Source organism: Streptomyces sp. NPDC088732, assembly GCF_044751205.1.
Classification (GTDB): Bacteria; Actinomycetota; Actinomycetes; order Streptomycetales; family Streptomycetaceae; genus Actinacidiphila.
Genome location: NZ_JBIVLI010000003.1, coordinates 138,279 through 161,797 on the forward strand (window position 1 = coordinate 138,279; position 23,519 = coordinate 161,797).

At 71.9% G+C, this 23,519-nt stretch carries 22 protein-coding genes and 1 pseudogene; 11 read left to right on the top strand and 12 right to left on the bottom strand.

Annotated features, from left to right (window positions below; translation table 11 throughout):
- The first annotated feature begins 161 nt into the window (after positions 1-161).
- From ACIP9H_RS06140 to ACIP9H_RS06150, 3 genes are read left to right on the top strand one after another with little or no spacing between them, the layout of a single operon-like run.
- Positions 162-1,301, top strand: a complete 1,140-nt coding sequence (locus ACIP9H_RS06140; RefSeq protein WP_401581597.1) for an ABC transporter ATP-binding protein — start codon at positions 162-164, stop codon at positions 1,299-1,301.
- Complete coding sequence (locus tag ACIP9H_RS06145; RefSeq protein ID WP_401581599.1) at positions 1,298-1,951, top strand: ABC transporter permease; 654 nt, start codon at positions 1,298-1,300, stop codon at positions 1,949-1,951. Before ACIP9H_RS06140 ends, ACIP9H_RS06145 begins: the two co-directional genes overlap by 4 nt.
- Positions 1,948-2,616 carry an ABC transporter permease gene (locus ACIP9H_RS06150; RefSeq protein WP_401581601.1) on the top strand — a complete coding sequence of 223 codons (669 nt, stop codon included), beginning with the start codon at positions 1,948-1,950 and terminating at the stop codon, positions 2,614-2,616. Before ACIP9H_RS06145 ends, ACIP9H_RS06150 begins: the two co-directional genes overlap by 4 nt.
- Before the next feature lie 70 nt (positions 2,617-2,686).
- Here ACIP9H_RS06150 and ACIP9H_RS06155 read toward each other — a convergent pair whose 3' ends face one another.
- The 4 genes and pseudogenes from ACIP9H_RS06155 to ACIP9H_RS06170 all read right to left on the bottom strand — a co-directional run bounded on the left by ACIP9H_RS06155 (position 2,687) and on the right by ACIP9H_RS06170 (position 6,747).
- Positions 2,687-3,289 carry a GTP-binding protein gene (locus ACIP9H_RS06155; protein ID WP_401957783.1) on the bottom strand — a complete coding sequence of 201 codons (603 nt, stop codon included), beginning with the start codon at positions 3,287-3,289 and terminating at the stop codon, positions 2,687-2,689.
- A pseudogene (locus ACIP9H_RS06160) lies at positions 3,279-3,714 on the bottom strand (DUF742 domain-containing protein); the annotation flags it as partial. The pseudogene ACIP9H_RS06160 and the gene ACIP9H_RS06155, both read right to left, overlap by 11 nt.
- A gap of 37 nt (positions 3,715-3,751) precedes the next feature.
- Positions 3,752-4,213, bottom strand: a complete 462-nt coding sequence (locus tag ACIP9H_RS06165; protein WP_319662430.1) for a roadblock/LC7 domain-containing protein — start codon at positions 4,211-4,213, stop codon at positions 3,752-3,754.
- A complete protein-coding gene (locus ACIP9H_RS06170; protein WP_401957786.1) occupies positions 4,210-6,747 on the bottom strand; it encodes an ATP-binding protein in 2,538 nt (845 codons plus the stop codon). The genes ACIP9H_RS06165 and ACIP9H_RS06170 overlap by 4 nt, the downstream gene beginning before the upstream one ends.
- 315 nt (positions 6,748-7,062) lie before the next feature.
- Here ACIP9H_RS06170 and ACIP9H_RS06175 point away from each other — a divergent pair, with 315 nt between their 5' ends.
- Together ACIP9H_RS06175 and ACIP9H_RS06180 are read left to right on the top strand one after the other, a co-directional pair.
- Positions 7,063-8,025 (top strand): ABC transporter substrate-binding protein, encoded by a 963-nt coding sequence (locus tag ACIP9H_RS06175; protein ID WP_401581607.1) that lies wholly within the window; start codon positions 7,063-7,065, stop codon positions 8,023-8,025.
- Positions 8,026-8,036: 11 nt separating this feature from the next.
- Positions 8,037-9,659, top strand: a complete 1,623-nt coding sequence (locus tag ACIP9H_RS06180; protein ID WP_401581609.1) for an aromatic amino acid ammonia-lyase — start codon at positions 8,037-8,039, stop codon at positions 9,657-9,659.
- A 15-nt stretch (positions 9,660-9,674) separates the two neighbouring features.
- Here ACIP9H_RS06180 and ACIP9H_RS06185 read toward each other — a convergent pair whose 3' ends face one another.
- Both ACIP9H_RS06185 and ACIP9H_RS06190 read right to left on the bottom strand, forming a co-directional pair.
- A complete protein-coding gene (locus ACIP9H_RS06185; RefSeq protein WP_401957789.1) occupies positions 9,675-10,331 on the bottom strand; it encodes an FMN-dependent NADH-azoreductase in 657 nt (218 codons plus the stop codon).
- Between the two features lie 39 nt (positions 10,332-10,370).
- Positions 10,371-11,096: a DsbA family protein gene (locus ACIP9H_RS06190; RefSeq protein ID WP_401957792.1), complete on the bottom strand. Its 726-nt coding sequence runs from the start codon at positions 11,094-11,096 to the stop codon at positions 10,371-10,373.
- Between the two features lie 164 nt (positions 11,097-11,260).
- Between ACIP9H_RS06190 and ACIP9H_RS06195 the strand changes: the two genes are divergently transcribed.
- On the top strand, positions 11,261-11,641 hold the full coding sequence (locus ACIP9H_RS06195; RefSeq protein ID WP_401581617.1) for a winged helix-turn-helix transcriptional regulator: 381 nt from the start codon (positions 11,261-11,263) through the stop codon (positions 11,639-11,641).
- Positions 11,642-11,823: 182 nt separating this feature from the next.
- Positions 11,824-12,573 carry a hypothetical protein gene (locus ACIP9H_RS06200; protein WP_401957795.1) on the top strand — a complete coding sequence of 250 codons (750 nt, stop codon included), beginning with the start codon at positions 11,824-11,826 and terminating at the stop codon, positions 12,571-12,573.
- On the opposite strand, the gene ACIP9H_RS06205 is transcribed toward ACIP9H_RS06200, so the two are convergent.
- Positions 12,570-12,941, bottom strand: coding sequence for a hypothetical protein (locus ACIP9H_RS06205; protein WP_401957797.1), 372 nt, complete (start codon positions 12,939-12,941; stop codon positions 12,570-12,572). The two genes, ACIP9H_RS06200 and ACIP9H_RS06205, sit on opposite strands and share 4 nt — an antisense overlap.
- Before the next feature lie 236 nt (positions 12,942-13,177).
- Between ACIP9H_RS06205 and ACIP9H_RS06210 the strand changes: the two genes are divergently transcribed.
- Positions 13,178-14,236, top strand: a complete 1,059-nt coding sequence (locus ACIP9H_RS06210) for an MBL fold metallo-hydrolase (RefSeq protein WP_401957800.1) — start codon at positions 13,178-13,180, stop codon at positions 14,234-14,236.
- A 31-nt stretch (positions 14,237-14,267) separates the two neighbouring features.
- Here the strand turns inward: ACIP9H_RS06210 and ACIP9H_RS06215 are convergent, their stop codons facing one another.
- Positions 14,268-14,756, bottom strand: a complete 489-nt coding sequence (locus ACIP9H_RS06215; RefSeq protein ID WP_401581624.1) for a MarR family winged helix-turn-helix transcriptional regulator — start codon at positions 14,754-14,756, stop codon at positions 14,268-14,270.
- Positions 14,757-14,864: 108 nt separating this feature from the next.
- Here ACIP9H_RS06215 and ACIP9H_RS06220 point away from each other — a divergent pair, with 108 nt between their 5' ends.
- Genes ACIP9H_RS06220 through ACIP9H_RS06230 form a run of 3 tightly spaced genes read left to right on the top strand, consistent with a single transcriptional unit; the run spans position 14,865 to position 17,703 of the window.
- Positions 14,865-15,914: an LLM class flavin-dependent oxidoreductase gene (locus tag ACIP9H_RS06220; RefSeq protein WP_401957803.1), complete on the top strand. Its 1,050-nt coding sequence runs from the start codon at positions 14,865-14,867 to the stop codon at positions 15,912-15,914.
- Entirely contained in the window at positions 15,907-16,938 is a 1,032-nt protein-coding gene (locus ACIP9H_RS06225) for an LLM class flavin-dependent oxidoreductase (RefSeq protein ID WP_401581628.1), read from the top strand. Before ACIP9H_RS06220 ends, ACIP9H_RS06225 begins: the two co-directional genes overlap by 8 nt.
- A gap of 51 nt (positions 16,939-16,989) precedes the next feature.
- Entirely contained in the window at positions 16,990-17,703 is a 714-nt protein-coding gene (locus ACIP9H_RS06230) for an NADPH-dependent F420 reductase (RefSeq protein WP_401581630.1), read from the top strand.
- A gap of 36 nt (positions 17,704-17,739) precedes the next feature.
- Here the strand turns inward: ACIP9H_RS06230 and ACIP9H_RS06235 are convergent, their stop codons facing one another.
- From ACIP9H_RS06235 to ACIP9H_RS06250, 4 genes are all read right to left on the bottom strand, one after another.
- Positions 17,740-18,150, bottom strand: a complete 411-nt coding sequence (locus ACIP9H_RS06235; protein WP_360907800.1) for a DUF732 domain-containing protein — start codon at positions 18,148-18,150, stop codon at positions 17,740-17,742.
- Positions 18,151-18,281: 131 nt separating this feature from the next.
- Positions 18,282-19,388: a DNA alkylation repair protein gene (locus ACIP9H_RS06240; protein WP_401957806.1), complete on the bottom strand. Its 1,107-nt coding sequence runs from the start codon at positions 19,386-19,388 to the stop codon at positions 18,282-18,284.
- A 209-nt stretch (positions 19,389-19,597) separates the two neighbouring features.
- Positions 19,598-22,396, bottom strand: coding sequence for a DUF5682 family protein (locus tag ACIP9H_RS06245; protein ID WP_401957808.1), 2,799 nt, complete (start codon positions 22,394-22,396; stop codon positions 19,598-19,600).
- The gene (locus ACIP9H_RS06250; RefSeq protein WP_401957811.1) at positions 22,393-23,505 is read right to left on the bottom strand and encodes an AAA family ATPase; all 1,113 of its coding nucleotides are present in this window, start codon (positions 23,503-23,505) and stop codon (positions 22,393-22,395) included. The genes ACIP9H_RS06245 and ACIP9H_RS06250 overlap by 4 nt, the downstream gene beginning before the upstream one ends.
- Positions 23,506-23,519: the final 14 nt, after the last annotated feature.

The following is a 23,519-nucleotide window of genomic DNA, read 5'->3' on the forward strand; positions in this document are numbered from 1 at the left end:
GGCGAAACAGCGGCGCCCCCCCCGGGGGCATGGGCACCGCGCGCGAGGGTAACCGAGCAAAAGCGCCGCAACAATGGGCGTCTACAATCTCCCCGCAACGGCCCGCGCGTCCGTGGCCGAGAGCGGGCAGCTTCTGCCAGACCCGAAGGGTATTCGGCGTTTTGATACGGATAGAGTCAGTTACCAAGCGGTACCCGGACGGCACGGTGGCAGTCGACGGGCTCTCACTCGAGATACCGGACCGCTCCATCACCGTCCTCGTGGGACCGTCGGGCTGTGGCAAGACCACCACGCTCCGGATGATCAACCGGATGGTCGAACCCAGCGAGGGAACGATTCTCCTCGACGGCGTCGACATCCAGAAGCAGCCCGTCAACACCCTTCGCCGGTCAATGGGTTACGTCATCCAGAACGCCGGGCTGTTCCAGCACCGCACCATCCTGGACAACATCGCCACCGTTCCCCGGCTGCTCGGCTGGGACAAGCGGCGCGCACGGACGCGGGCGGCCGAGCTGATGGAGCGGGTAGGGCTCGACACCTCGCTCGCCAAGCGCTACCCGTACCAGTTGTCGGGCGGCCAGCAGCAGCGTGTCGGTGTGGCGCGGGCGCTCGCCGCGGACCCGCCGGTACTGCTGATGGACGAGCCCTTCTCCGCCGTCGACCCCGTGGTCCGCAAGGGCCTCCAGGACGAACTGCTGCGCATCCAGGAAGAGCTGGGCAAGACCATCGTCTTCGTCACCCACGACATCGACGAGGCCATCAAGCTGGGCACCACGGTCGCGGTGCTGCGCACCGGCGGCAGGCTCGCCCAGTTCGCGCCGCCCGCGGAGCTGCTGTCCGCCCCCGCCGACGCGTTCGTCGAGGACTTCCTCGGCACCGACCGCGGCATCCGCCGGCTGTCCTTCTTCTCCTCCTCCGCGCTGGAGTTGAGGACCGAGCCCGTGGTCGCCCTGGACGCCGACGCCCAGCAGATCGCCGCCCGCACCACCGCGGACGCGCCCTACCTCCTCGTAACGGACCTGGACGGCAGGCCGCTGGGCTGGAGCGAGCCCGGGCTGCTGACCGCGGGGGCGATCGATCCCGCCCGCCTCCTGCCCTACGGGCGGCCGTTCGAGCACGGCCGGGAGTCGCTGCGGGCCGCGCTCGACGGCGCCGTGCTGTCGCCGACCGGCTGGTCCGTCGGCGTGGACGGCACCGGCCGGGTCGTCGGCGTGGTCTCCCAGCAGACCATCAGCGAGGCCATCCGCGGCGCCCACGCCGGGGACCGCGCGAACCGTACCGACGCCGAGGTCGCGGGATGAGCGGCTTCTTCGACATCCCGAGCGACCTCCAGCACAGCTGGTTCGGCCTGATCGGCCTGCATCTGCGCGAGGCGCTGCTGCCGGTGCTGGCGGCGCTGTTGATCAGCCTGCCCATCGCGCAGCTCTGCGTCCGCTACCGCTGGGTCTATGCCCCCACGCTGGGTGTGACGACCGTGCTGTACGCGATCCCGTCGCTGGCCTTCTTCGTGGTGCTCATCGACTACACGGGCCAGACCGAACTGACGGTGATGATCCCGCTCGCCGTCTACAGCCTGGTCGTGCTGGTCCCGGCGATCGTCGACGGCGTCCGCTCGGTGCCGCAGGAGACCCTGGCCGCGGCCACGGCCATGGGCTTCGGCCCCGTACGCCGTTACGTCCAGGTGCAGTTGCCCATCGCGGTGCCGGCGATCATCGCCGGCCTGCGGGTGGCGGCCGTCTCCAGCATCAGCCTCGTGAGCGTCGGCATGCTGATCGGCAACCAGGGCGCGCTGGGCAACCTGCTCAACGACGCACAGATCTACCACCGGCCCGAGCTCGCGGTGAACTCCGTGGTGACGACGGCCGTGCTGGCGGTCGTGGTCGACGCGGTCCTCGTCGCCCTGCGCCTGCTGCTGACCCCCTGGATGCCGAAGGAGAGCGCGGCCCGGTGAACGTACTGCACTTCATCAACGCCTTCTTCAGCGACAGCGCCCACTGGCACGGCTACGACGGCATTCCCACCCGCGTCGTCGAGCACATCCAGTACTCCCTGGAGGCACTCGCCCTCGCCGCCGTCATCGGACTGCCGATCGGCCTGGTGACCGGCCACTACGGACGCGGCGGCAACACCTTGGCGATGACCGCCACGGCCGGCCGCGCGCTGCCCACCTTCGGCCTGCTCGTCCTGGTCGTCACCTGGCTGGGGTTCGGCCTGGGGCCGGTCATGATCCCGCTGGTCGTGCTCGCCGTGCCGCCGATCCTGGTGACCACCTACGAGGCGATCCGCACGGTCGACCCCTCGTCGGTCGACGCGGCCCGGGGCACGGGCATGGAGGAGTCGAAGATCCTCTTCCAGGTGGAACTCCCGGCCGCGCTCCCGCTGATCCTCAGCGGCCTGCGCTCGGCCGCCATCCAGATCGTCTCCACGGCCACCATCGCCGCGTACGTGGGCCTCGGCGGCCTCGGCCGGTACATCATCGACGGCCTCTACCAGCGCAACTACGAGAAGGTCGTGGGCGGCGCCACCCTGGTCGCCGTGATGGCCCTGGCCACGCTCGCGGTCTTCTGGGCGATCGCCCGGCTCACGGTGTCGCCGGGAGTGCGCCGCCCCGCCTGACGCCGGCAGCACCACACACGAACGGGCCCGGGGCGATCCTGAATCGCCCCGGGCCCGCGCGTGTCGGGGTTCAGCCGCCGGTGCGCGCCAGCGCCAGCTCCAGCACCACCAGCAGCGCGTCCCGCACCGAGCCGCGCTCGCGGGCGTCGAACACCACCACCGGGACGTGCTCGGCGACGTCCAGCGCCCAGCGGACCTCGTCCAGCGAGTGCTCGACGCGTCCGTCGAAGGCGTTGAGCGCGACGGCGAACGGGATCTGCCGGTGCTCGAAGTAGTCGACGGCCGCGTAGCAGTCGTCCAGGCGGCGGCTGTCGACGATGACGAGACCGCCGACCGCGCCCTCCACGATGTCGTCCCACATGAAGCCGAACCGCTCCTGCCCGGGCGTCCCGAACAGGTACAGCTTCAAGGTGGGGTCGATGGTGAGGCAGCCGAAGTCCATGGCCACCGTGGTCGTGGTCTTGCGCGGGGTCTGGCTGAGGTCGTCCACGCCGGCCGCCACCTCGGTGATGGCGGCCTCGGTGGTCAGCGGCTCGATCTCGGAGATGGAACCGACGGCCGTGGTCTTGCCCACGCCGAAACCGCCCGCGATCACCATCTTGACCGGCAGCGGCGGTCGTACGACGGCCTGCGCGGCCGTGCCGCCACCGGTCAGCGGTTCGGTCGGTGTCACGGAGTAACCCCCCGGGAGTCGGAGACGGCCCGCAGGCCGTCGATAACCCTGCGCAGGACGGATGCGTCATGGGTGGCACCGAAGTCGGGCACATGGACCGTGAGCTGTCCCGCGGCGCGCAGGTCCTCGGCGAGGACCCGCACCACGTTCAGATGCAGCCGCAGCCGGGCCGCGAGTTCCGCGATGGACTGCGGCTGCCGGCAGGCGGCAACGATGTCGTGCTGCTCGAAGGTGAGTTCGTCCAGCGTCTTGAGCCCGGCGACGGTGGCGACCACCTGGGTCTCCACCGGAACCGGCCGGGCGGTCGCGGGTGCCACCCGGCCGGCCGTGAGGAGGAACGGGCGGACGGCAGAGGCCGGGCCGACCGGCTCGGGGACCGGAGGTGTCGCGCCGTCCTCGCCGGCCGGTGTGGGACCGTCCGCCATAAGTCGTGTCTTCCTCTCCGGACCGGGCGGCCGCCGCTCAGCGAGCCGAGGCGGCGCCGACGGTGTTCTTCAGTTCGAGCACCAGTTGCGGGCTGAGCGCGGTGCCGGCCCGGTTGGCGAACAGCGTCATCTCGTACGCGATGTTGCCGAGTTTCGCCTCCTTGTCGGTGACGACGCCGAGCACGGCGCCGCTGCCGATCGCGGAGACGATGACGTGGCCGCCCTCCAGGTCGATGATGACCTTGTTCAGACCGCCGAGGCCGTAGTTGCCGGAGGCGCCCGCGGCCAGGCTGGTGATGCCCGAGACGATGGCGGCCAGCCGCTCGGAGTGGGCGCGTTCGCGCAGCTCCGACACGGCGATGAGCAGCCCGTCGGAGGAGACCGCGATGGCGTCGACGACGCCCGCGGTCTCCGTGGCGAAACGGTTCAGCAGCCAGTTGAAGTCAGCTGCGGCGGCCTGCAGGTCGGTCGTCGGCGTGTCACCTGTCGGCGTGCTCACTGCTCGGCTCCTTCCGGGTGGTGGTTCGGGCGGTGCGCAGGAGGCGCCGCCGCGTTTCCGGGTTCGGCACCGGTGGCGGCGGTGCGGTCGTCTCCTACGAAGTGGGTGCCGGTGTCGCTGTCGCGGTGCGCGCGCTCGACCGCGGCCTCGAACTCCTCCAGCGCGGACCGCACGGCCTCGGCGTCCTCGGGCTGCGCGGGCTGCGATCCGGACGGCTGCGCGGCCGTACCGGCGGTCGTCCGCAAGGTGGCACCGCGGACCCGGCGGCGCAGGGCGGGCTGCCCGGCGGAGTCGTCGGCCGGCGTCTCCTTGCGGGGCCCGGGCACGAGCGGCCGCTTCTCGGCGGCTCCGTTCGCCTCCCTGCGCGGCACACGGCGTGGGAGCGGAGCGCCGTCACCGGTGCCGGCATCGGCGGTGCTCCGGCTCGCGGCCGCATGAGGGCCCGTGGACGGGACCAGGTCGGTGACCGGGGCCGCCACGACGGGCCTGGCGGCCGGTGTGACCGGCGAAGAAGCCGGCGCGCTCGCGGCCGGGCTCGTCGCCGGGCCTGTGGAGTCCACCGCGCTCATGCTCAGCAGCAGGGTCGCGGGGATCGCGACCTCCGCGGTCACACCGCCGCCGGGGGTACGTGACAGGGTCACCCCCACCTCCCAGCGGCGCGCCAGCGTACCGACCACGAACAGGCCGAGGACCTTCGTCGGTACGAGGTCCAGGCGCTCGCGGCGGATCAGCCGGGCGTTCTCCTCCTCGAGGGCCTCGGCGCTCATGCCGAGGCCGTGGTCGGCGACCGCGATCAGGGCGTCCCCGTCCCCGGAGCGCACCGTCACCTCGACGGGGCTGCCCGCCGGGGAGAACGAGACGGCGTTCTCCACGAGTTCCGCCACCATCAGCGTGAGGTCGCCGATGATGTCCGGCTCGACCATGGCCTCGGTCTCGGCGTAGAGCCGCACCCGCTGGTAGCCCTCGATCTGGCCGAGCGCGGCGCGCACCACGTTGGTGAGCGCGGTGGGGCCCGAGTCCAGGACGGTCTCCCGGATGCCCGCCAGCAGCATGAGGCTGTCGGCGTTGCGGCGCAGGCGGACCGCGATGTGGTCGATGGAGTAGAGCCGCTCCAGCAGGGCCGGGTCGGTCTCGCCGCGTTCGACCGCGTCGATCAGCGCGAGCTGACGCGTCGTCAGGTTACTGACCCGGCGCCCCACGTTGCCGAACATCTCGGCGACGTTGCGGCGGCTGAGCACCTGGCGCTCCAGCAGCGCGGCGGCGGTCGTCTGCACCTGGTTGAACGCCTGGGCGAGATCGCCGATCTCGTCCCGCGCCGTGACGGGCACGTCGCGCACCCGCGGCGGGCCGGCGTCCTCGGCGTCGTCGTCGGCCACGCGCGCGAGCTCGCGGCTCGTGGCGGACGAGACCCGCTGCGCGGCCGCGGTGAGCGCCTGCACGGGGCGGACCACCGACCGGCGGACCACGACCGACAGCGCCAGCCACACCAGGAAGCCGAACAGTGCCACGGCCAGCAGGAGGGCGGCCCGCCACCACGCGTCGCCGGAGGCGGTGTCGGCGGTGTCGGCGATCTGGTCGATGAGCGAGGAGGTGATCCTCAGCCGGTTCTCCGCCTGCGCCGGATAGGCCGGGTAGTCGGCCAGCGCGCCGGTGAACGCCCGGTGGACCTCGGCCGGGGTGTCCGCCTGCAGGGAGCTGGGGTCGATCTGGAGCTCGGCGTACGCCTGCGCGATCAGGCGCTGGGGCACGGTGCGCTCGATGCCCCCGAGCTCGTCGGCCTGCTGCTCGCTGGCGAACCGGGCGAAGCGGTCGGCCTGGTAGATGTACAGCTGGTAGGAGCCGACCGCGGCGTTGAACTCGATGAGGGCGTTGGCGTCACCGGTCGTCGCCGAGAACACACTTGTCTCGAAAGAGCTGTGCGCGGCGTCCGCGCGCAGCAGGGAGTCCAGCAGATTGCCGGTGAAGGTGGCCGCGAGCGCCGCGTTGCGGTCCAGGCCGAGGCCGTCGATCAGGCCCTTGGCCACGCCGGTGTAGGCGGGGTCGATGTTGTCGGCGGGCAGGTAGCTCTGCTCCACCGTCTCGCGCAGGGTGGTCAGGCCCTCGATCTCCCGCAGGGACTGCGCCTCGGATTCGGGCAGCCGGTCCCCGAAGGTCCGGCGCACCTTCTCCACCTGCGCGTCCACCGAACGCTGCGCCGTGCGGTACGCGTCGGTCGAGGGCCGCGCGCCGGGGCCGGCGGCCTCGAACCGCACCGAGAGCAGGATGGCCTGCTGGTGCTCGGCCTCCACCCGGTCGGCCAGGGTCGCCACCTGGGTGCTGTCGCGGACCAGTTGGGCCGCGGCCGCGGCGTCCCGCGCCCGCCCCACCTGGTCGGCGATGAGATAGGTGAGCAGCACGGCCACCACGGCCAGCGGGACACCCACCAGGACGTTGAGCTTGCGCCGGAAGGGCCAGCGGTCGGCGAACCCCAAGGGCCCGCCGCCCGGCGCCGGGGCAGCCGGGCGTGCGGGCTCGTCCACCTGCACCGTGGGCACCTGGCCTCCTTCAGGGGGTGTGGTCGATGGTGCGCAACGACATCGAAGCGGCCCCCGCTGACAGCTGTGGCCGATGCAACAGCGGTGAATGTATCGCGCCTTCGAAGCCGCGTTCGCCACGGCTCATGTCAAGAGTTCGTTACAAGGCAACCGTTCACTCTCCACATTTGCGCATCAAGGAGGCTAATCGGTGACCCGAGTGCTCTTGACTGGGCGGGAACCGGCTGGGTTGGATCAGGATCGTACGTGTGCCCGCACGCCGCACGGCCTGCCACAACCCAGCCCCCACCAATCGCCGAGCCCGGATCGAGAATTGTGACTTCTTACGCGAAGAGCACCAGGTCAAGCACGAGCAGCCGCAGCGTGGCCGCCCTCGCACTCGCGGCCGCCACGGCACTCGTCGCCGGGTGTTCGTCGTCCTCCGACGACAAGTCCGACAACCCGCTCTCGGAAGGCAAGCCCGGCGGCGACACCGTCGTCGTCGGCTCGAACAACTTCGCCGAGAGCATCCTGCTCGCCGACATCTACGGCGAGGCCCTCAAGGCCAAGGGCATCAACGTCACCTACAAGCCCAACATCGGCAGCCGCGAGACCACGTACGGCCTGCTCAAGAACGGCTCCATCACCGTCCTGCCCGAGTACAACGGCGCCCTGCTGGCCTACCTCGACAAGGACGCCACGCCGAAGACGGTCGAGGAGACCACGGCCGCCATCGGCGCCAAGCTCGACCCCAAGCTGACGCTGCTGGAGCCCGCGCCGGCGCAGGACAAGGACTCGGTCACGGTGAACGCGGCCACGGCCGCGAAGTACAAGCTCACCGCCGCCTCCTCGATCGCGGACCTGAAGGCCATCGCCAAGGACCTGGCCATCGGGGCCTCCCCGGAGTTCCAGACCCGGCAGCAGGGCCTGGTCGGCCTGAAGGACGTCTACGGACTGGAGTTCAAGTCCTTCAAGGCGCTGGACGCGGGCGGCCCGCTGACCGCGGCGGCGCTGACGAAGAACACCGTGCAGGTGGCGGACATCTTCACCACGGACCCGACCATCGCCAAGGAGAAGTTCGTGGTCCTCCAGGACCCGCAGAACCTCTTCGGCTTCGAGAACGTGCAGCCGCTCGTCTACAAGTCCGGGCTGGACCAGAAGGGCGTCGACGCCCTCAACGCGGTCTCCGCCAAGCTCGACACGGCCGCCCTGCTCGACCTGGACACCCAGGTGCAGTCGCAGAGCAAGGACCCGCTGGACGTGGCCCAGGCCTGGCTGAAGTCCGTCGGCCTCGGCTGACCCACGGCTCCATGGACACGACTCTGAACGGCTCGACGCGGGTGCCCCCGGATCCCGAGGGCGCCCGCGTCGAGCTGGACGGGCGTGGCCTGACCGTGCCGGACGTGGTGCGGCTGGCCGACGCCGCCGCCACGCCGGACGTACCGCCCGGCGCCCTCGACCGGGTCCTGCGCTCCTGGCAGGCGGCGGGCCGGCTCGCCGCCTCGGGACGGCTGTACGGCCGGGGGACGGGCGTGGGCGCCCACCGCTCGGTGCCGGTCACCGCCCAGGACGAGGCCGAGCACGGTCTGCGCCTGCTGCGCAGCCACGCGGGCGGCGCCGGCGCGCTGCTTCCGGCCCGCCAGGTCCGGGCGATGCTCGCGGTCCGCGCCAACCAGCTGCTCTCCGGCGGCTCCGGCATCCAGCCCGCCTTCGTCACCGGCCTCACCGACGCGCTGCGCCTGGGTGTCCACCCGGAGGTCAACGAGTACGGCGGCCTCGGCACCGGCGACCTCACCGCCCTCGCCCAGACGGGCCTCGCCCTGATCGGCGAACGCCCCTGGCTGACCGGCCGCCCCGGCGGCCAGGAACCGCAGACGGACGAGGACGCCCTCCCCGGCGATCTGCCGCCCGGGTTCCCCGTGCAGCGGCGCCACCGGAGTTCCCGGAAGCGGCCCGACGACGCGAGTCCCGCGGAGCCGTCCTCGCAACTGCCCGCGCCCGTCGTGCCCCAGCCCGGCGACGCCCTCGCGCTGCTCAGCAGCAACGCGCTCACCCTGGGCCAGGCGGCCCTCGCCTGCCACCACCTCGACCTGCTGCTCCGTGCCACGCACGCCGTCGCCGCGCTGTCGCTCGCGGCGGTCTCCGGCTCGCTGGAGGCGTACGCGCCCGAGGTGCACGCCCTGCGCCCCTATGCCGGAGTCGCCCGTGCGGCCGCCGAGGTGCGCAGGCTGCTCGGCGTGCCCGGCAGGCCGTACGGCGCCGGCCGCCGGATCCAGGACCCGTTCGGATTCCGTGCCTTCCCGCAGGCCCACGGCCCCGCCCTGGACGCCGCCGACGCCCTGCGCCGGATCGTCGAGGTCGAGATCAACGTCCCGTCCGAGAACCCCCTGATCTCCTCCGACGGCACCGCGGCCCATCATCACGGAGCCTTCTACGCCGCCCCGCTCGGGCTCGCCCTGGACGGGCTGAACCTGGCCGTGCTGCAGACGGCGCAGCTGTCCACCGCCCGGCTGACCGCCCTCGGCCGACCCGACCTCACCGGCCTGCCCGGCTTCCTGGCCACGGGGCCGGCCAGCAGTTCGGGCGCGATGATCCTGGAGTACACCGCCAACTCGGCCCTGGCGGAGCTGCGCTCCTGCGCGACGCCCGCGTCGGCCGGCCACGCGGTGCTCTCGCACGGTCTGGAGGAGGCCGCGAGCTTCGCCTCCCAGGCCGCCCGGCAGTCGCTGCGCGCCGGGGACGCGTACACCACGGTGCTGGCCTGCGAACTCGTCACCGCGGTACGGGCGCTGCGGCTGCACCCGGCGCCGCCGGCCGCGCTTCCCGCGTTCACCGTGGCCGACGCCGTGCTCCCGGCCGGGACCGAGGACCGGCCGCTGACGGCGGACGTGACGGCCGCGGCCGCACTGCTGCCGGTGCTCGCCGGGCTGTGAGGGCGGAACACGTCGTCACCCGGAACGGGGCAGCCCGGACCGTCCGGTGATCTCCGCGGCCTGCCGGCGTGCCTGCGCATGCGCCTCCTCCAGTGACGCGCGGTGCTGCGGGAGCAGGTGCCGGAGCGCGTCCATGGTGCGGGCGTAGGTGAGTTCGGGTGTGAGGGAACGGACGTCCAGGGCCAGGAGGTTCGGGTCGCCGAGCACCGTCCGCAGCGCCGGGACGAGGAAGTCCTTGCCGTGCTGGGGCGCGCCGGGACCGTAGCCGCCGCCCCGGGCGGAGACGACGACGGCGGGGCGGCCGGCGCTGCGGGCGCCGCCGGCCACACCGATCGTCCTGCCGACGATCATGATCTGGTCGAGCCAGGCCTTGAAGACCGACGGCATCGAGTAGTTGTAGAGCGGCACGGCGAAGAGGTAGGCCTCCGCGCCGAGGAACTCCTCGACCAGTTCGTCCTGGAGGAGCACGGCGGCCTTCTGCTCGGGGGTGTGCTCGGCGGCGGGGGTGGTGCGGGCCGTGATGCCGGCCGCGTCCAAGTGGCCGACCGGGGTGAGCGCGAGGTCGCGGCGGACCACGTCGCCGCCCCAGGCGGCGGTGAAGGAGTCGGCGACCTGGCGGGAGACGGAGGCGTCCCCGGAGGCGGAGGCGTCGATACGCAGCAGGTAGGACATGGTGGTGGCTCTTTCGTACGGAGAGATGGATGGGCGAGGTCAGGGCATGGGACGGTGCGGGGGGACGGCGCATCCGTCCGGGCCGCACGCGTCGCCGGCCGCACCGAGGACCTCCAGCGGCCGCAGCGCGGGGTGGGCCGCCTCCCAGGCCCGTTCCATGGCCACCAGCAGCGCTTCGGTGCCGACGGCGCCGGGGACGGCGTGCGTGCCGCCCAGCGTGATGAAGGGCATACCGCGGGCTCCCAGGCGCTCGGCCGCGCGCTGGTCGGCGGCCACCCTGGCCCGGTAGCGCCGTTCGTCCAGCACTTGGGCGGCCTCGGCGCGGTCCAGCCCGGTCCCGGCGGCGAAGTCGAGCACTTGGCTCTTGGTCCACAGCTCGCGGCGCGCCCCGAAGTGGGCGCGGAACATCGCCGTCCACACCTCGCTGCCGCGGCCCTGGTCCGTGGCGAGGGCGAGGAGTTCGTGGGCGTAGTCGGTCGGTCCCAGCGTCCGGTCCAGCGCGTGGTAGGGATCGAGTCCTTCCGCGTGAGCGGCGCCCTCGATCGACGCGAAGATCCGCTGCGCGTCCCGCGCGGGGACGTTGTGCTGCCTCAGCAGCCGCCGCTGGGAGACGCCCTCCCGGGGCAGGTCGGGGTGGAGCTGGAACGACCGGTGGACGACCTGGACCTCCCCGGCGTGCTCGAAACGCTCCAATGCCAGCCGCAGGCGGTGGTCCATCAGCCCGCAGTAGGGGCAGACGATGTCCGACCAGAACTCGATCCTCATGGTGGGCTCCTCCCGAAACTCACTATCTGTTCGTAGCCCCACTGTGGATTAGGATGACAAGCGATACAAAAGGCACATCCATGTGCGTGGACCACCGCGGAGAGGCGGCTGACGTGGGAACCGGCGGCGAGCTCCGGCAGGGGCGCACGAATGTACGGGCGAACGTGCGGCGCGTACCGGGCCCGTGTGCCCGCTGGGACGACCAGGACGCCGACTTCATCCGCGAAGTGCTCGACCTGGTGGGCGACAAGTGGAGTGTGCTGATCATCGGCACGCTCTCCGACGGACCGGTGCGCTACTCCGAGCTCGCCCACGCCATCCCCGGCATCTCCCAGCGCATGCTCACGCTCACCCTCAAGCAGCTCCAGCGCAGCGGTCTGGTCGACCGCACCGCGTACGCCGAGGTCCCACCCCGCGTCGAGTACTCCTTGACCGATCTCGGCAGCTCACTGCTGTCCACGGTGCTGGAACTGGCGGCCTGGTCCGCCGACAGGCACGCGGAGATCCGGCGGCACCAGAACGCGTTCGACACGGGCAACGCATAGGCGTCGGCGGGTCGGCGTTCCCTCACGCCACTTGCGGTGACGGAATATCACACGACCCTCACGCATCCACCCTGACTCGGCCGGGCATATCTACAGATAACTCATCAGATTCGGCACCTTCGGCTGGTTCCACCGCCCCGCGCTCCGCGCACGCGGCGGCTGCCACTGGGAGGGGTGGGCATGTGGGCATCGTTCACGTGATCTTGGCCGTCCTGGCCCTTCTCCTCATAGGCGTCGGGTGGCGGCTGCTCCGGTATCCCGGCGGCTGGCACTTCGCGTTCTCCGGAAACCACGACAAGCACAGGGACGGCCTGAACCGCGAGCGGCGGGCCGTTCGCGAACTGCGCAACAAGGCCCGGCGGGAACTGGCCGTCGCGGAGGCCCAGGTGGCCCGCGCCGAACAGGCTCACCGGAAACGCATCATCGACGCCGAGCGGCGGCTGAAGGGCCTGCGCCGGCAGGGCCAGGGCGCCTTGCTCGCGACACTGGGGCATCTGTCCCTGCACGAACACGTGATGGTGATCTCCGGGACGGGGACGAAAGTCCTGCCACTGGGCGGCACGCAGGTGCAGTTCGAGCGCAGCGACGTCGGCCGCCACATCTACCTCAGGCGCCCGGACGGCGTGCACTTGGAGTCCTACGCCGTCGACCAGCACAGCGAGGACAGCGTGCGGCGCTTCAGCGTGCGCATCGAGAACCAGGTCGCCAAGGAGAACCGCTTCCTCACGGAACGCGCCGCGTCGATCAAGAAGGCCGAGGACGAGCTCAAGGAGGCGCGGGCCGACACCCTGCCCGCCGAGCGGGCCCGCCGGCATCTGGGCGTGGTGACCGCACGCCAGAGCCGCGACAGGGCACTCGACGACGCGCTCGACCGGCTCGAGACCGCCCGCGACCAGTGGCAGGCCCTCACCGGCCGGCGTCCTCCGCGTTAGGGCGTCCCCTTCGGATCATCTGATTGCTCTACTCCTGGACGTGCCGTTCGGCCTCCAGCATCCGGTGAGGGCGAGTCGCATCGGGCCGCGAGGGTGACCTCGGCGGTCCATGACCAAGGCTCCCGGGGCGGCTCCCAGCTCACCTCGACGTGGGTGTCGTGGAAATCGCGCGCGAGTTCCGTCACCATCGCCGCCGCCGCAGACCGCGCGTCTCGTGGGTCGGTGTCGATCGGCACGTCCAGCCGTCCGCAGAGCATTCCGCTTTCGGTGAGGACACTGGTGCGCCAGCCCTTTGACGTCGCCAGGAGGACGATCCCCTTCGGAATGCCCCAGGCCGCCCGCTTCTTCTCCTTCTTGCGTCCCGCCATGTCGCCATCCAACATCGTCGGGGTCGTGGTGATGACTCTGGGTGGAGGATGAACTCCGCGACGCGGTTCGGTGCCTGTCTCGCACAGCAGGCTGAATCGTTCTGGACGCATCGTCGAATCGCTCAGGGGCCGCACTGGCAGGGGCCGACGCGTTCCGCCGCACACGCCACCCCGCACGGCCGCGGAGGCCGCATCGGCGCACCATGGGAGTGACGAGCCGAAAGAAGGCTGATCACATGTGTCTTTCCCCGGGCAGCCCCTCCGAGGTGGCCGGCGCCACCCCCCGCCCCGCCCACGGGCCCGCGGTGGACCCGATGCGTCTCGAACCGGTCGACGAAGTCGAGATCACCATCCTGGTCGACAACGTCTACGACGCGCTCCTGACCGGGGATGATGACACACGGCGCCCTTCCCTTGCCGTCGGTGTCGAGGCGGCGCCGCACTTCGAGGAGGGCCGCACCTTCGTCGGGCTCACCGCCGAGCACGGCTTCTCCGCCCTCGTCACGACCAAGCGGCTCGGGCACGCCAGCACCCTGCTGTTCGACACCGGGCTCTCGCCGACAGCGATGGTCGGCAACGCCGACCGGCTCGGGGTGCGCCTGGACGAACTGCACGCGGTGGTCCTGAGCCACGGCCACTTCGACCACGCCGGGGGCCTGGCGGGGCTCGCCGCCCGCCTGCGCTCGGCCATGCCCATGATCGTGCACCCCGAGGCATGGACCCACCGCCGCACGGTCGCGCCGGGTGGGCAGATCCTGCCGTTCCCCACCGTCAGCAAGAAGGCCCTGCGCGAGGAGGGCTTCGATGTCATCGAGCGGCGCGTGCCCTCGCTCCTGCTCGACGACAGCGTCCTGATCACCGGCGAGGTCGACCGGACCACGGAGTTCGAACGGGGCATGCCGCCGGGCCACCAGGCGTGGACCGGCGACGGCTGGACGCACGACGCCAAGATCATCGACGATCAGGCGCTCGTGGTGCACCTCCGCGGCCGCGGGCTGGTGGTCCTGACCGGCTGCGGCCACGCCGGCGCGGTCAACATCGTCCGGCACGCACAGCGGCTCACCGGGGTCGAGCGTCTGCACGCCCTGGTCGGCGGCCTGCACCTGAGCGGTCCGGCCTTCGAACGGGTCATCGGGCCGACGATCAGCGCGCTGACACAGCTGGCGCCCGGGCTCGTGGTCCCCGGCCACTGCACCGGCTGGCGCGCGCAGCACGCGCTCGCCGCCGCGCTTCCCGCCGCCTGGTCCCAGAGCTCGTCCGGCACCTCGTTCCATCTCGCCGGCGCCGCCGCATGACCCTCGCTCCGGCTGGGCCGCGCAGCAGGCCTCAGGAGGCCCCGGGCGAATCGTTCCCGGGCGCGTCCAGCCGTCCGCGCAGCGCCTTCGCGATCTCACCGGCGGCGGCCAGCTGCTGCGCCGTGAGGGGGTCGACGAACAGTTCCCGGACGGCCTTGAGGTGCGGGAGCGTGGCCCGCCGGAAGCCCTGGGCGCCCTCGGCGGTGAGCACGACCTCGGCGCCCCGGTTGTCGGTGGCGCACTCCACGCGCCGGATCAGCCCGCGGCGTTCCATGCGTCCGAGGTGGTGCGACAGGCGGCTGCGTTCCCAGCCGACGGCGGTGGCCAGTTCGGAGGAGCGCAGTTGGTGCCCCTCCGCCTCCTGCAGTGCCAGGAGCACCGCGTAGTCGCCGGTGGACAGTCCGGAATCACCCTGGAGCCGTGACGCCAGCTCCGAGCGGAGCCGTTCGGTCGTCTCGACGAAGTCGCGCCAGATCCGCAGTTCTTCGGTGGTGGGCAACCGCCCGTGTCGCCGTTCCATGCCGACCGCCCCTCTGTTTGACATGTCAATCATATCGATGCATGCTTGACACGTCAATCACCGGCCGCCGGGAGCGCGGCCGTTTCCGGGGGCGGGGAGGAGAAGATCATGCCGGGCACTGCCTTCGAACTGGGCCTGAACTCGTTCGGCGAGGTCGCGACGGACGGCGGTCGCGTGCTCAGCGACGCCGAGACCGTCCGGCTGCTCGTGGAGGAGGCCGCTCTCGCCGAGGCCGCGGGACTCGACGTCTTCAGCATCGGCGAGCACTACCGTCCGGGCCACGTCGACACCGCCACCCCCGTACTGCTCTCCGCGATGGCCACCGCCACGGAGCGCATCAAGCTCGGCACGTCCGTCACCGTGCTCAGCACCAACGACCCGGTGCGCCTGTACCACGCGTTCTCCACCCTGGACGCCGTGTCGGACGGCCGGGCCCAACTCGTCCTCGGGCGGGCGTCGGTCACCGAGTCCTTCCACCTCTTCGGCCACGACATCGCCGACTACGACCGGCTCTTCGACGAGAACCTGGACCTGTTCATGCGCCTCCAGCGGGAGGAGACGGTGACCTGGTCCGGCACCGTCCGCTCACCGCTGGTCGACCAGCACCTGCGTCCCCGGATGCGCAGCGGCGGGATCCCCACCTGGATCGGTGTGGGCGGCAGCCCCAACTCCACGATCCGCGCCGCCCGGTACGGTCTGCCGCTGATGCTGGCCATCATCGGCGGGCGTCCGCAGCGCTTCGCCGGCCACGTGGAGCTCTACCAGCGGGCGCTGGCGGAGTCCGGCCACCCCGCCCTGCCCATCGGCCAGCACTCGCTCGGCCTTGTCGCCGACACCGACGAGGAAGCGGCAGACACCTGGTGGCGGTACTGGGAGCCGGTCGTGACCGCGCTCGCCGAGGAGCGCGGCTTCTACAGGCCCACACGGGAGCGCTACGAGGAGGAGATCCGCGACGGCGCGCTGTACGTCGGCTCCCCCGAGACCGTGGCGCGCAAGATCGCCCGGACCGCCCGCGACCTGCACCTGAGCCGCTTCGACCTCAAGTACGACATCCTCCGCCTGCCCCGCCGGGCCCGTGCCCGCACCATCGAACTCCTGGGCCGCGAAGTGGCCCCGCTGGTCCGCGAACTGCTCACGAAGGAATCCGCTGATGTCTGATCTCGTTTTCGGCCTCGACACGTTCGGCGACGTACCGGTCGACGGCACCGGCGCCCCGGTCTCCCACGCCGCCGCCATCCGGCAGGTCCTCGACGAGGCAGTCCTCGCCGACCGGATCGGCGTCGACGCCATAGCCCTCGGCGAGCACCACCGCCCCGAGTACTCGGTGTCGACCCCGGAGACCGTGCTCGCCGGCATCGCCACGCGCACCGAGCGGATCAAGCTCGCCTCGGGCGTGACCGTCCTCAGCTCCGACGACCCCGTCCGCGTCTTCCAGCGCTTCTCGACCGTCGACGCCCTCTCCAACGGGCGGGCCGAGGTGATCCTGGGGCGCGGGTCCTTCACCGAGTCCTTCCCTCTGTTCGGATACGACCTCAGCGACTACGACGTGCTCTTCGAGGAGAAGATCGAGCTCTTCGCGAAGCTCCTCGACGAGAAGCCGGTCACCTGGAGCGGCACCACGCGCGCGCCGCTGAAGGACGCCGACGTCTTCCCGAAGACCGAGTCGGGCCGCCTGACGACCTGGGTCGGCGTGGGCGGCTCGCCGCAGTCGGTCGTCCGCACCGCGCGCTACGGCTTCCCGCTCATGCTCGCCATCATCGGCGGCGCCCCCACGCGCTTCGCGCCGTACATCGACCTGTACCGGCGCGCGGCGGAGCAGTTCGGCACGACGGCCCACCCGGTGGGGATGCACTCCCCCGGTTTCGTCGCGGACACCGACGAGGAGGCCCGCGAGGGGTTCTGGCCCGGCTACAAGGTGATGCGCGACCGCATCGGCAAGCTGCGCGGCTGGCCCCCGGTGCGCCGCGAGGAGTTCGACGCCGAGGTCGAGCACGGCTCGATGTACGTCGGATCGCCCGAGACCGTGGCCCGCAAGATCGCCGGCGCCGTCGGCGACCTCGGGGTCGGCCGGTTCGACCTCATCTACACCGTGGGCCCCCAGCCGGCCGGCGCCCGTATGCGGGCCGTCGAGCTCTACGGCACGAAGGTCATCCCCATGGTCCGCGACATCCTCGCGGGCTGACGCCGGACGCCACGCCAAGAACCGCGAAGAACCGTGAGGAACGGAGACGACATGAACACCGAGGGCGTGCGCACGATCGGCATCCTGGGCGCGGGAAAGGTCGGGACCGTGCTGGGCCGGCTGGCCCTGGCGGCCGGTCACCGGGTGCTGATCGCGGGCTCGGGCGACCCCGCCGCCATCGCGCTGACGGTGGAGGTCCTCACCCCGGGCGCCGTCGCGGTCACCGCCGCCGAGGCCGCAGCCCGCGCCGACATCGCCGTCCTGGCGCTGCCGCTGGGCAAGTACCGCAGCGTCCCGGCCGAGGCGCTGCGGGGCAAGCTCGTCATCGACGCGATGAACTACTGGTGGGAGGTCGACGGCATCCGCGACGACCTGACCGACCCCAGGACCTCGTCGAGCGAGACCGTCCAGGCGTTCCTGTCCGGGTCGCGGGTGGTGAAGGCGTTCAACCACATGGGGTACCACGACCTGGAGGACGGGGCACGGCCCGCGGGTGCGCCCGGGCGCAAGGCGATCGCCATCGCGGGCGACGGCCCCGACGACCTCGCCGAGGTCGCGAGCCTCGTCGACGCGCTCGGCTTCGACCCCGTCGTCGCCGGGCCGCTCGCCCAGGGCGTCCGCCTCGAACCGGGAACCGAGCCCTTCGGTGCCAATGTCGACAGCGCCGAACTCACCGCCATGCTCGCGCGGTTCCCGGAGACCGAGCGCGGTCGCACGGTCACCGAGGCCCGGGCGGCCGGTCCGGCCGCGGACCCCGTCGGGTAGCCCCTCGCGCGCCCGGCCCCGGACGCGCACCGCGGTTCAGCGCATGTCGGGGCAGATGAATTTCTGTGCCGCCCGGACGATGCGCCGTGCCTCCGTGGGGGCCACCTGGTGCCCCGCGTGGCTGAAACGGTCGGCGGTCCTGGCGATCACGGCGCCTCGGTTGACGTCGGCCGCGAGGAGTACACAGATGTCCCGGCCCGCCCAGATGGCCGGGTCCATGCCTCTGGAGTCCAGCGCGGGATCGATGTCGCCGATGGCCTTGAGGTAGGCGTCGCGGTGCGCGGGAGCGGGATACGACGGGACGGCGCCGCCGGCCACCGCGTCCGCGAGGACCTTCTCGGAGACGTGGGTCCCCGAGGAGGCCGGCTCGGACCGCTGCGTACCGGCGGAGCACGCGCAGACGGTGATCAGCATGGTGGCCGCGACGGCAAGGCGGAGAATTCTCATCGCTCCACAGAACCGGATCGCCGCCGCGGATGTCGGCCCACGGGGCCACGTGGCCGGGCCGCTCAACCGAATGGCGCACACCAACCGGCGGAACGATCAGGACGTGCGGTGGACGGCCCGCCGGTCCGCACTCACACGGGGACGACCAGGTCGAACCCGGCCTTGCCCTGGGCCACACCGTTGATCTGCAGTTCGAGCTCGTGGCTTCCGGGGTGGAACACGCGCGTGCTGATCCGCTTGAAGGAGTGCCGCCGGCTGATGGACGCCCGCTCCCCCGCGCCCAGGGTCCTGGTCGTCAGTTTGAAGACCTTGGGGGCGGTGGTGCCGTTGGCCTTCCGGTAGCGGATGACGTAGTCGATCGCCAGCTTGGCCGGGGTGTCGCCCGTGTTCTCCAAGTGGAAGGTGAAGGTCAGTTCCTCCCCCACGGTCACCCGCGTCGCGGTCAGTTCGGGCCCGGTGAGGGCGACGTCGGCGGCGGGTTCGAATCCCAGCAGGGCCAGGGCGCCCGGGTGGCCCTTCTTGATCGCCGTGCGCAGGGCGTGCCGGATCAGCCGGGGCGTGTGGTCGTCGGGGTCCGCCGCCCAGCGTGTGACCACCTCGACGGCGAGGTCGGGGTCGCCGTGGCTGATGTCGTTGACGTGGTTGGCGACCGAGCGCCGGACGTACTCGGAGGGGTCGCGGTACAGGGCGTCGAGGATGGGCAGGGTCGCCCGGGGCCGGGCGGTGATCCCCGGGACGCGGACCGCCCAGGGCAGCCTCGGGCGGGTGCCTTCCGTGGCGAGGCGCCGGACGTGCTCGTCCGGGTGGCGCACCCACTGCTGGACGATCGCGAGAGCGCGATCCAGGTCGGCCATGAGCACACGCCGGATGGCGAATTCGGCGGTCAGCCGCGGAGTGAGGTCGGCGAGCAAAGCCAGCGCGGAGTCGAAGGCTTCCGGCTCTGCCGCCTCCAGGGCGCGGGAGACGACGGCCTCCGTGACGGGCCAGATCATCCATCCGGTGAATTCCGGGTCCTCGAGCGCGGTGCGGACGACCGCCTCGGTGCGGGGGTACCCGTCGGGCAGGTCCCCCAGCAGGGCGTCGCGGAGCAGGTCACTGCGTTCCCGCAGCGCCAGTGCGTCGAGACCCGCGGCGGCGGAGCGCACGGCGGCCGCGCCCCGGGTCCCGTTGGCCTTTTCCATGCAGAGGCCGAGTCCCGCCGCGGCGGCCTGGCCCAGCAGTTCTTCCGCGAGGGGCACCGGGGCGGTCCTTTCGGTTGTCCCGGCTCGGTACATGTGGCCGGGGGTGAGTGGCGCGCGGCCGACGGCACGAACGCGCGCACAGTTGCTTCGATCCTAGCAGTCACTCGTGGCGGGCCATGACGGGCTCGGCCGCTGGGCCTGCCGGCTGCCCGCGGATCCGGACGCGACCGGCCGGATCCGCCGCGCGGGCTCTCTTCCCACCGCACTCACGCGCCTCCCAGCAGGGCCTCCAGTGCCGCGGCCGTGTCCGGATGCCGGGCGATCAGCACCGCGCCGGACGGACCGGGCTCCGCCGTCGACCACGTCCCGTCACAGCCCAGGAGGTCCGCCACCGCGTCGCAGGTGGCGGGGTGGGCGGCGAGCAGCACACCGGCGCGGCCGCCCCCCGCGGGCAGCGCCCGGGCCAAGGGCTCCGGCCCGGGCTGTGCACGCCAGGGCGGCACCCACGCGTCGAGTGCTTCGAGCCGGCCGGGGAAGGTCCGCCCCGCCTCGCGGATCAGCAGCGGGGCCAGTTCGGCGCCGCTCGACCGCAGATGGGAGATCAGGAGCGGCAGCCACGGCAGGAGCACCGGATCCGGCAGCCGACCGAACGCGTTCGACACCGCCTCCACGACGAAGTCGGCGAGTCCCGGAACGGGCTCCAGGCTGTGCAGGAAACCGCTGAGGTAGCGCGGGTAGGCGGGCACCACCAAGGGGTTGCCGAGCAGTTCGTCGCACCGGGCCCGGAGGTCCGCGCGGGAGAGGGTGCCCAAGTGCACCTGGGCCGCCCACAGCAGCGCCGTCCTCGACGGATCCCGCGGGTGGGACTGCGCCACCGCCAGCTCCAGTTGGGTCCGGTCGCAGCCGAGCGACAGCGCCAGGCTCTCCATGCCGAACAGGAAGCCCAGCATCGCCGCGACCTGGCCGACCGTGGCGTCGTCGTCGGTGAACGCCGTCGGCAGCAGGGTGCAGTAGTGGGCGTATCCGGTCTTGGTGAAGGACTCGATCCACGGCGGCAGCACCGGCTCGCTCGTGCGGTAGTAGGCGAGCAGCCGCCGCACCCTGCGCAGCACCTCGGGCGCGCCGTCGACTCCGCGTTCGGCGGAGAGCACGTCGAGGGCGTGGTTGCCCAGTTCGTCGGCGATGCGGCGGCTGCGCAGGTACAGGGTCGCGTCCTCGACGCCCTCCAGGACCGTCGCGGCGGTAGCCTGCGGGCCGTACGCCTTCCGGCGCAGCCGCTGCTCCAGTACCTGCTCGATGCTGACGCCCTCGTAGCCGAGCTCGATGAGCGCGCGCTGGTGGGTGCCCAGGGCCACGTCCCAGGACTCCTGGATCGGCTGCTCGCCGAGCTTACGGTCGCCCATGATCGGCCGCGCCGTGCCGTGCGGCATCAGGTAGCGCAGCATCCACAGCACGTCGGAGCACGACGCCAGTTCCGGGCGGCCGGCGATGTCCAGCAGCGCCCGTTGCACACCGCGCTGCTGGAGCCTCAGGCCCAACGGTGCGAGGCGGTCGTGGACGTCGCGGGCCAGGGGCGGCAGCGCGTCGTAGCCGACCTGCCCGATCCGGTCGCCCCCCATCATGATCTCCACGAGCCGGCGCACATCGCGCCGGCCGGGCACGGCGTCCTTCTCGATGCAGGTGACGGCCGCGTCCTGGAAGTCGTAAGGCGTCGGTCTGGCCCGGTCGCGCATGCCGGCCAGCAGGATCGACGTCTCGAACACGGCGATGGCGTCGGCGGTGGAGGCGAGGTACCCGTTGCGGCGCGCGGCGCGGACGATCTCCACCGACCAGCCGAGCAGTTCGGCCTCGTCCAGCCGGTCCAGGACGGGCGGGCGCCGGAGGAAACCCGTCAGCTGGTCGGAGGGCGGTACCTCCGGCACCGGGGCCGTCGCGGCCTTCTTGGCCGGTGTCTTCTTGGTGCCGGCCTGCCCGCTCAGGCGGTACGGCTTCACGTGCGTCCGCTTGAGGTTCTTCGCCCAGACCGTCGCGGCGATCGACACCGACCCCGCGGCGAGGCCGAATTGCGCCTCGATCGCCGCGTGGCTGGACGGGATCAGGCCGTGCAGCCACTTTGTGCCGCTGCGCGGGCCGATCTCGAAGGTGTCGGTGCCGTCGACGCCGAACTCCGCGACCCGGCTCGCCGCGTGGAAGGCACCGCAGACATAGAGGCAGTCCGCCGGATCGGTGCCGGTCGCGGCCAGGTGCTCGCGCATCCTGGTCCACATGTGGCGCTCGCGGTCCTCGTCCACGCGCACCCGGGCGGGGTCGCCGGGCGCGAGGCGCCGGAAGAGGCTTCCTATCAGCAGCATGACCTGCCGGTACGTGTCGTGGTCGCTGTCGCCGAGCGGCAGTTCGACGTACTGGTGCCACCACTCCGACCAGTGCCGGACCCGGCCGTGGCGCAGCAGGTGCTCCTCCAGTTCGGCGAAGCGCGGCCGCAGGTCGCCGATCTCCACACCGATCGCGTCGCCGTGCAGCGCCGCCTCCTCCTCGGCGGGCGCCGCGTCCGGATCGGCGGGCCCGGCGGGGAGCTCCGCCCGGGCGTCCCACTGGAAGACGTGGTCGGAGGAGCGGTCGACGAGGACCAGCTCGACACCCGGGGTGTCCAGGGCGTAGGCGATCGCCTGGTACTCGGCCGACGCCTCGGTGATCGGCGCGACCACGGACAGCGGAGCCCAGTCGGCGGGGAAGCCGTCGACCTGGGTGGCGAACGCCTGGACCGCCACCGGGAGCCTGCAGTTGCGCAGTTCGGTCAGCAGCGGTGCCATGTCCTCGCACAGCTCCAGGTAGACGACCTTCGGCTGCTTCTCCCGCAGGCGGCGCGCCATCGCGACCGCCGAGGCGGGCGAGTGATGGCAGACGGGGAAGATCTCCAGCGGCTCGCGCACCGCGCGGTCGACGTCGTCGACGATGCCGAGCAGGATGCTCTCCAGGGTGCCGGGCCCGTCGTCGGCGAAGGCCGTGGCGGCCTCCTGCAGCTGTGTGCGCAGCGCCTCGAAGGTCCCCTCGTGCGCGGCGCTCATGACAGGGTGGCAATCGCGTCGCGGCCGCCCTCCAGGAACTCCGGCCAGGAACCGCCCTCCTCCTTGCTGCGCGGCTCGACGACGCCGTGCAGGTACTTGTTGAGGATGGCCAGGTCCTCGGGCGCGCGCCGGGCCAGGGACCCGACGAGCGAGGAGGCCAGCGTGCGGGCGGTCAGGGCGCGCTCGCCGAAGAAGTTGCTGTGCAGGATCGAGTCCTCGAGCACGCCGATCTGCTCGGCGGTCGACAGCGCGGACTCCAGCTTCTCGTCGTCGCTGCCGGCCGCGGCCGCCGAGGCCCGCAGGTCGGCGAAGCTCTGCAGCAGCACGTCGAGCAGCGTCGGCGGCACGTCCAGCTCGATCCGGTGGCGGCGCAGCAGTTCCTCGGTGCGGAAGCGGACGATCTCCGCCTCGCTCTTCTTGTTCGTCACCACGGGGATGCGCACGAAGTTGAAACGGCGCTTGAGGGCGGAGGACAGGTCGTTGACGCCCCGGTCACGGCTGTTGGCGGTGGCGATGACCGAGAAGCCGGGCTTGGCGAAGACGATGCCGTCGCTGTCGAGTTCGGGAACCGAGATGTACTTCTCGGAGAGGATCGAGATCAGCGCGTCCTGGACATCGCTGGTGGAGCGGGTGAGTTCCTCGAACCGGCCGATCGCCCCGGTCTCCATCGCCGTCATGATCGGAGAGGGGATCATCGACTCCCGCGACTGGCCCTTGGCGATCACCATGGACACGTTCCAGGAGTACTTGATGTGGTCCTCGGTGGTGCCGGCGGTGCCCTGGACGACCAGGGTGGAGTTGCGGCAGATCGCGGCCGACAGCAGTTCGGCCAGCCAGCTCTTGCCCGTGCCGGGGTCGCCGATGAGCAGCAGGCCGCGGTCGGAGGCGAGCGTGACGATGGAGCGCTCGACGAAACTCCGGTCGCCGAACCACTTCTGCGAGATCTCGCGGTCCAGGCCGTCGGAGCGCTCGGAGCCCAGGACGAACAGGCGGACCATCTTGGGCGACAGCCGCCAGGAGAAGGGCTTGGGGCCGTCGTCGACGGACTCCAGCCAGTCGAGCTCCTCGGCGTACTTGGTCTCGGCGGGGGCACGCAGCAGATCGGACATGGGGAGGGGGCCTT

What these genes read in the sequence shown, in the direction of transcription:
- ACIP9H_RS06145 (WP_401581599.1), top strand. Translation starts at nt 1,298, where the DNA reads ATGAGCGGCTTCTTCGACATCCCGAGCGACCTCCAGCACAGCTGGTTC.
- ACIP9H_RS06180 (WP_401581609.1), top strand. Translation starts at nt 8,037, where the DNA reads ATGGACACGACTCTGAACGGCTCGACGCGGGTGCCCCCGGATCCCGAG.
- ACIP9H_RS06185 (WP_401957789.1), bottom strand. Translation starts at nt 10,331, where the DNA reads ATGTCCTACCTGCTGCGTATCGACGCCTCCGCCTCCGGGGACGCCTCC.
- ACIP9H_RS06190 (WP_401957792.1), bottom strand. Translation starts at nt 11,096, where the DNA reads ATGAGGATCGAGTTCTGGTCGGACATCGTCTGCCCCTACTGCGGGCTG.
- ACIP9H_RS06205 (WP_401957797.1), bottom strand. Translation starts at nt 12,941, where the DNA reads ATGGCGGGACGCAAGAAGGAGAAGAAGCGGGCGGCCTGGGGCATTCCG.
- ACIP9H_RS06210 (WP_401957800.1), top strand. Translation starts at nt 13,178, where the DNA reads ATGTGTCTTTCCCCGGGCAGCCCCTCCGAGGTGGCCGGCGCCACCCCC.
- ACIP9H_RS06215 (WP_401581624.1), bottom strand. Translation starts at nt 14,756, where the DNA reads ATGGAACGGCGACACGGGCGGTTGCCCACCACCGAAGAACTGCGGATC.
- ACIP9H_RS06220 (WP_401957803.1), top strand. Translation starts at nt 14,865, where the DNA reads ATGCCGGGCACTGCCTTCGAACTGGGCCTGAACTCGTTCGGCGAGGTC.
- ACIP9H_RS06225 (WP_401581628.1), top strand. Translation starts at nt 15,907, where the DNA reads ATGTCTGATCTCGTTTTCGGCCTCGACACGTTCGGCGACGTACCGGTC.
- ACIP9H_RS06230 (WP_401581630.1), top strand. Translation starts at nt 16,990, where the DNA reads ATGAACACCGAGGGCGTGCGCACGATCGGCATCCTGGGCGCGGGAAAG.
- ACIP9H_RS06235 (WP_360907800.1), bottom strand. Translation starts at nt 18,150, where the DNA reads ATGAGAATTCTCCGCCTTGCCGTCGCGGCCACCATGCTGATCACCGTC.
- ACIP9H_RS06245 (WP_401957808.1), bottom strand. Translation starts at nt 22,396, where the DNA reads ATGAGCGCCGCGCACGAGGGGACCTTCGAGGCGCTGCGCACACAGCTG.
- ACIP9H_RS06250 (WP_401957811.1), bottom strand. Translation starts at nt 23,505, where the DNA reads ATGTCCGATCTGCTGCGTGCCCCCGCCGAGACCAAGTACGCCGAGGAG.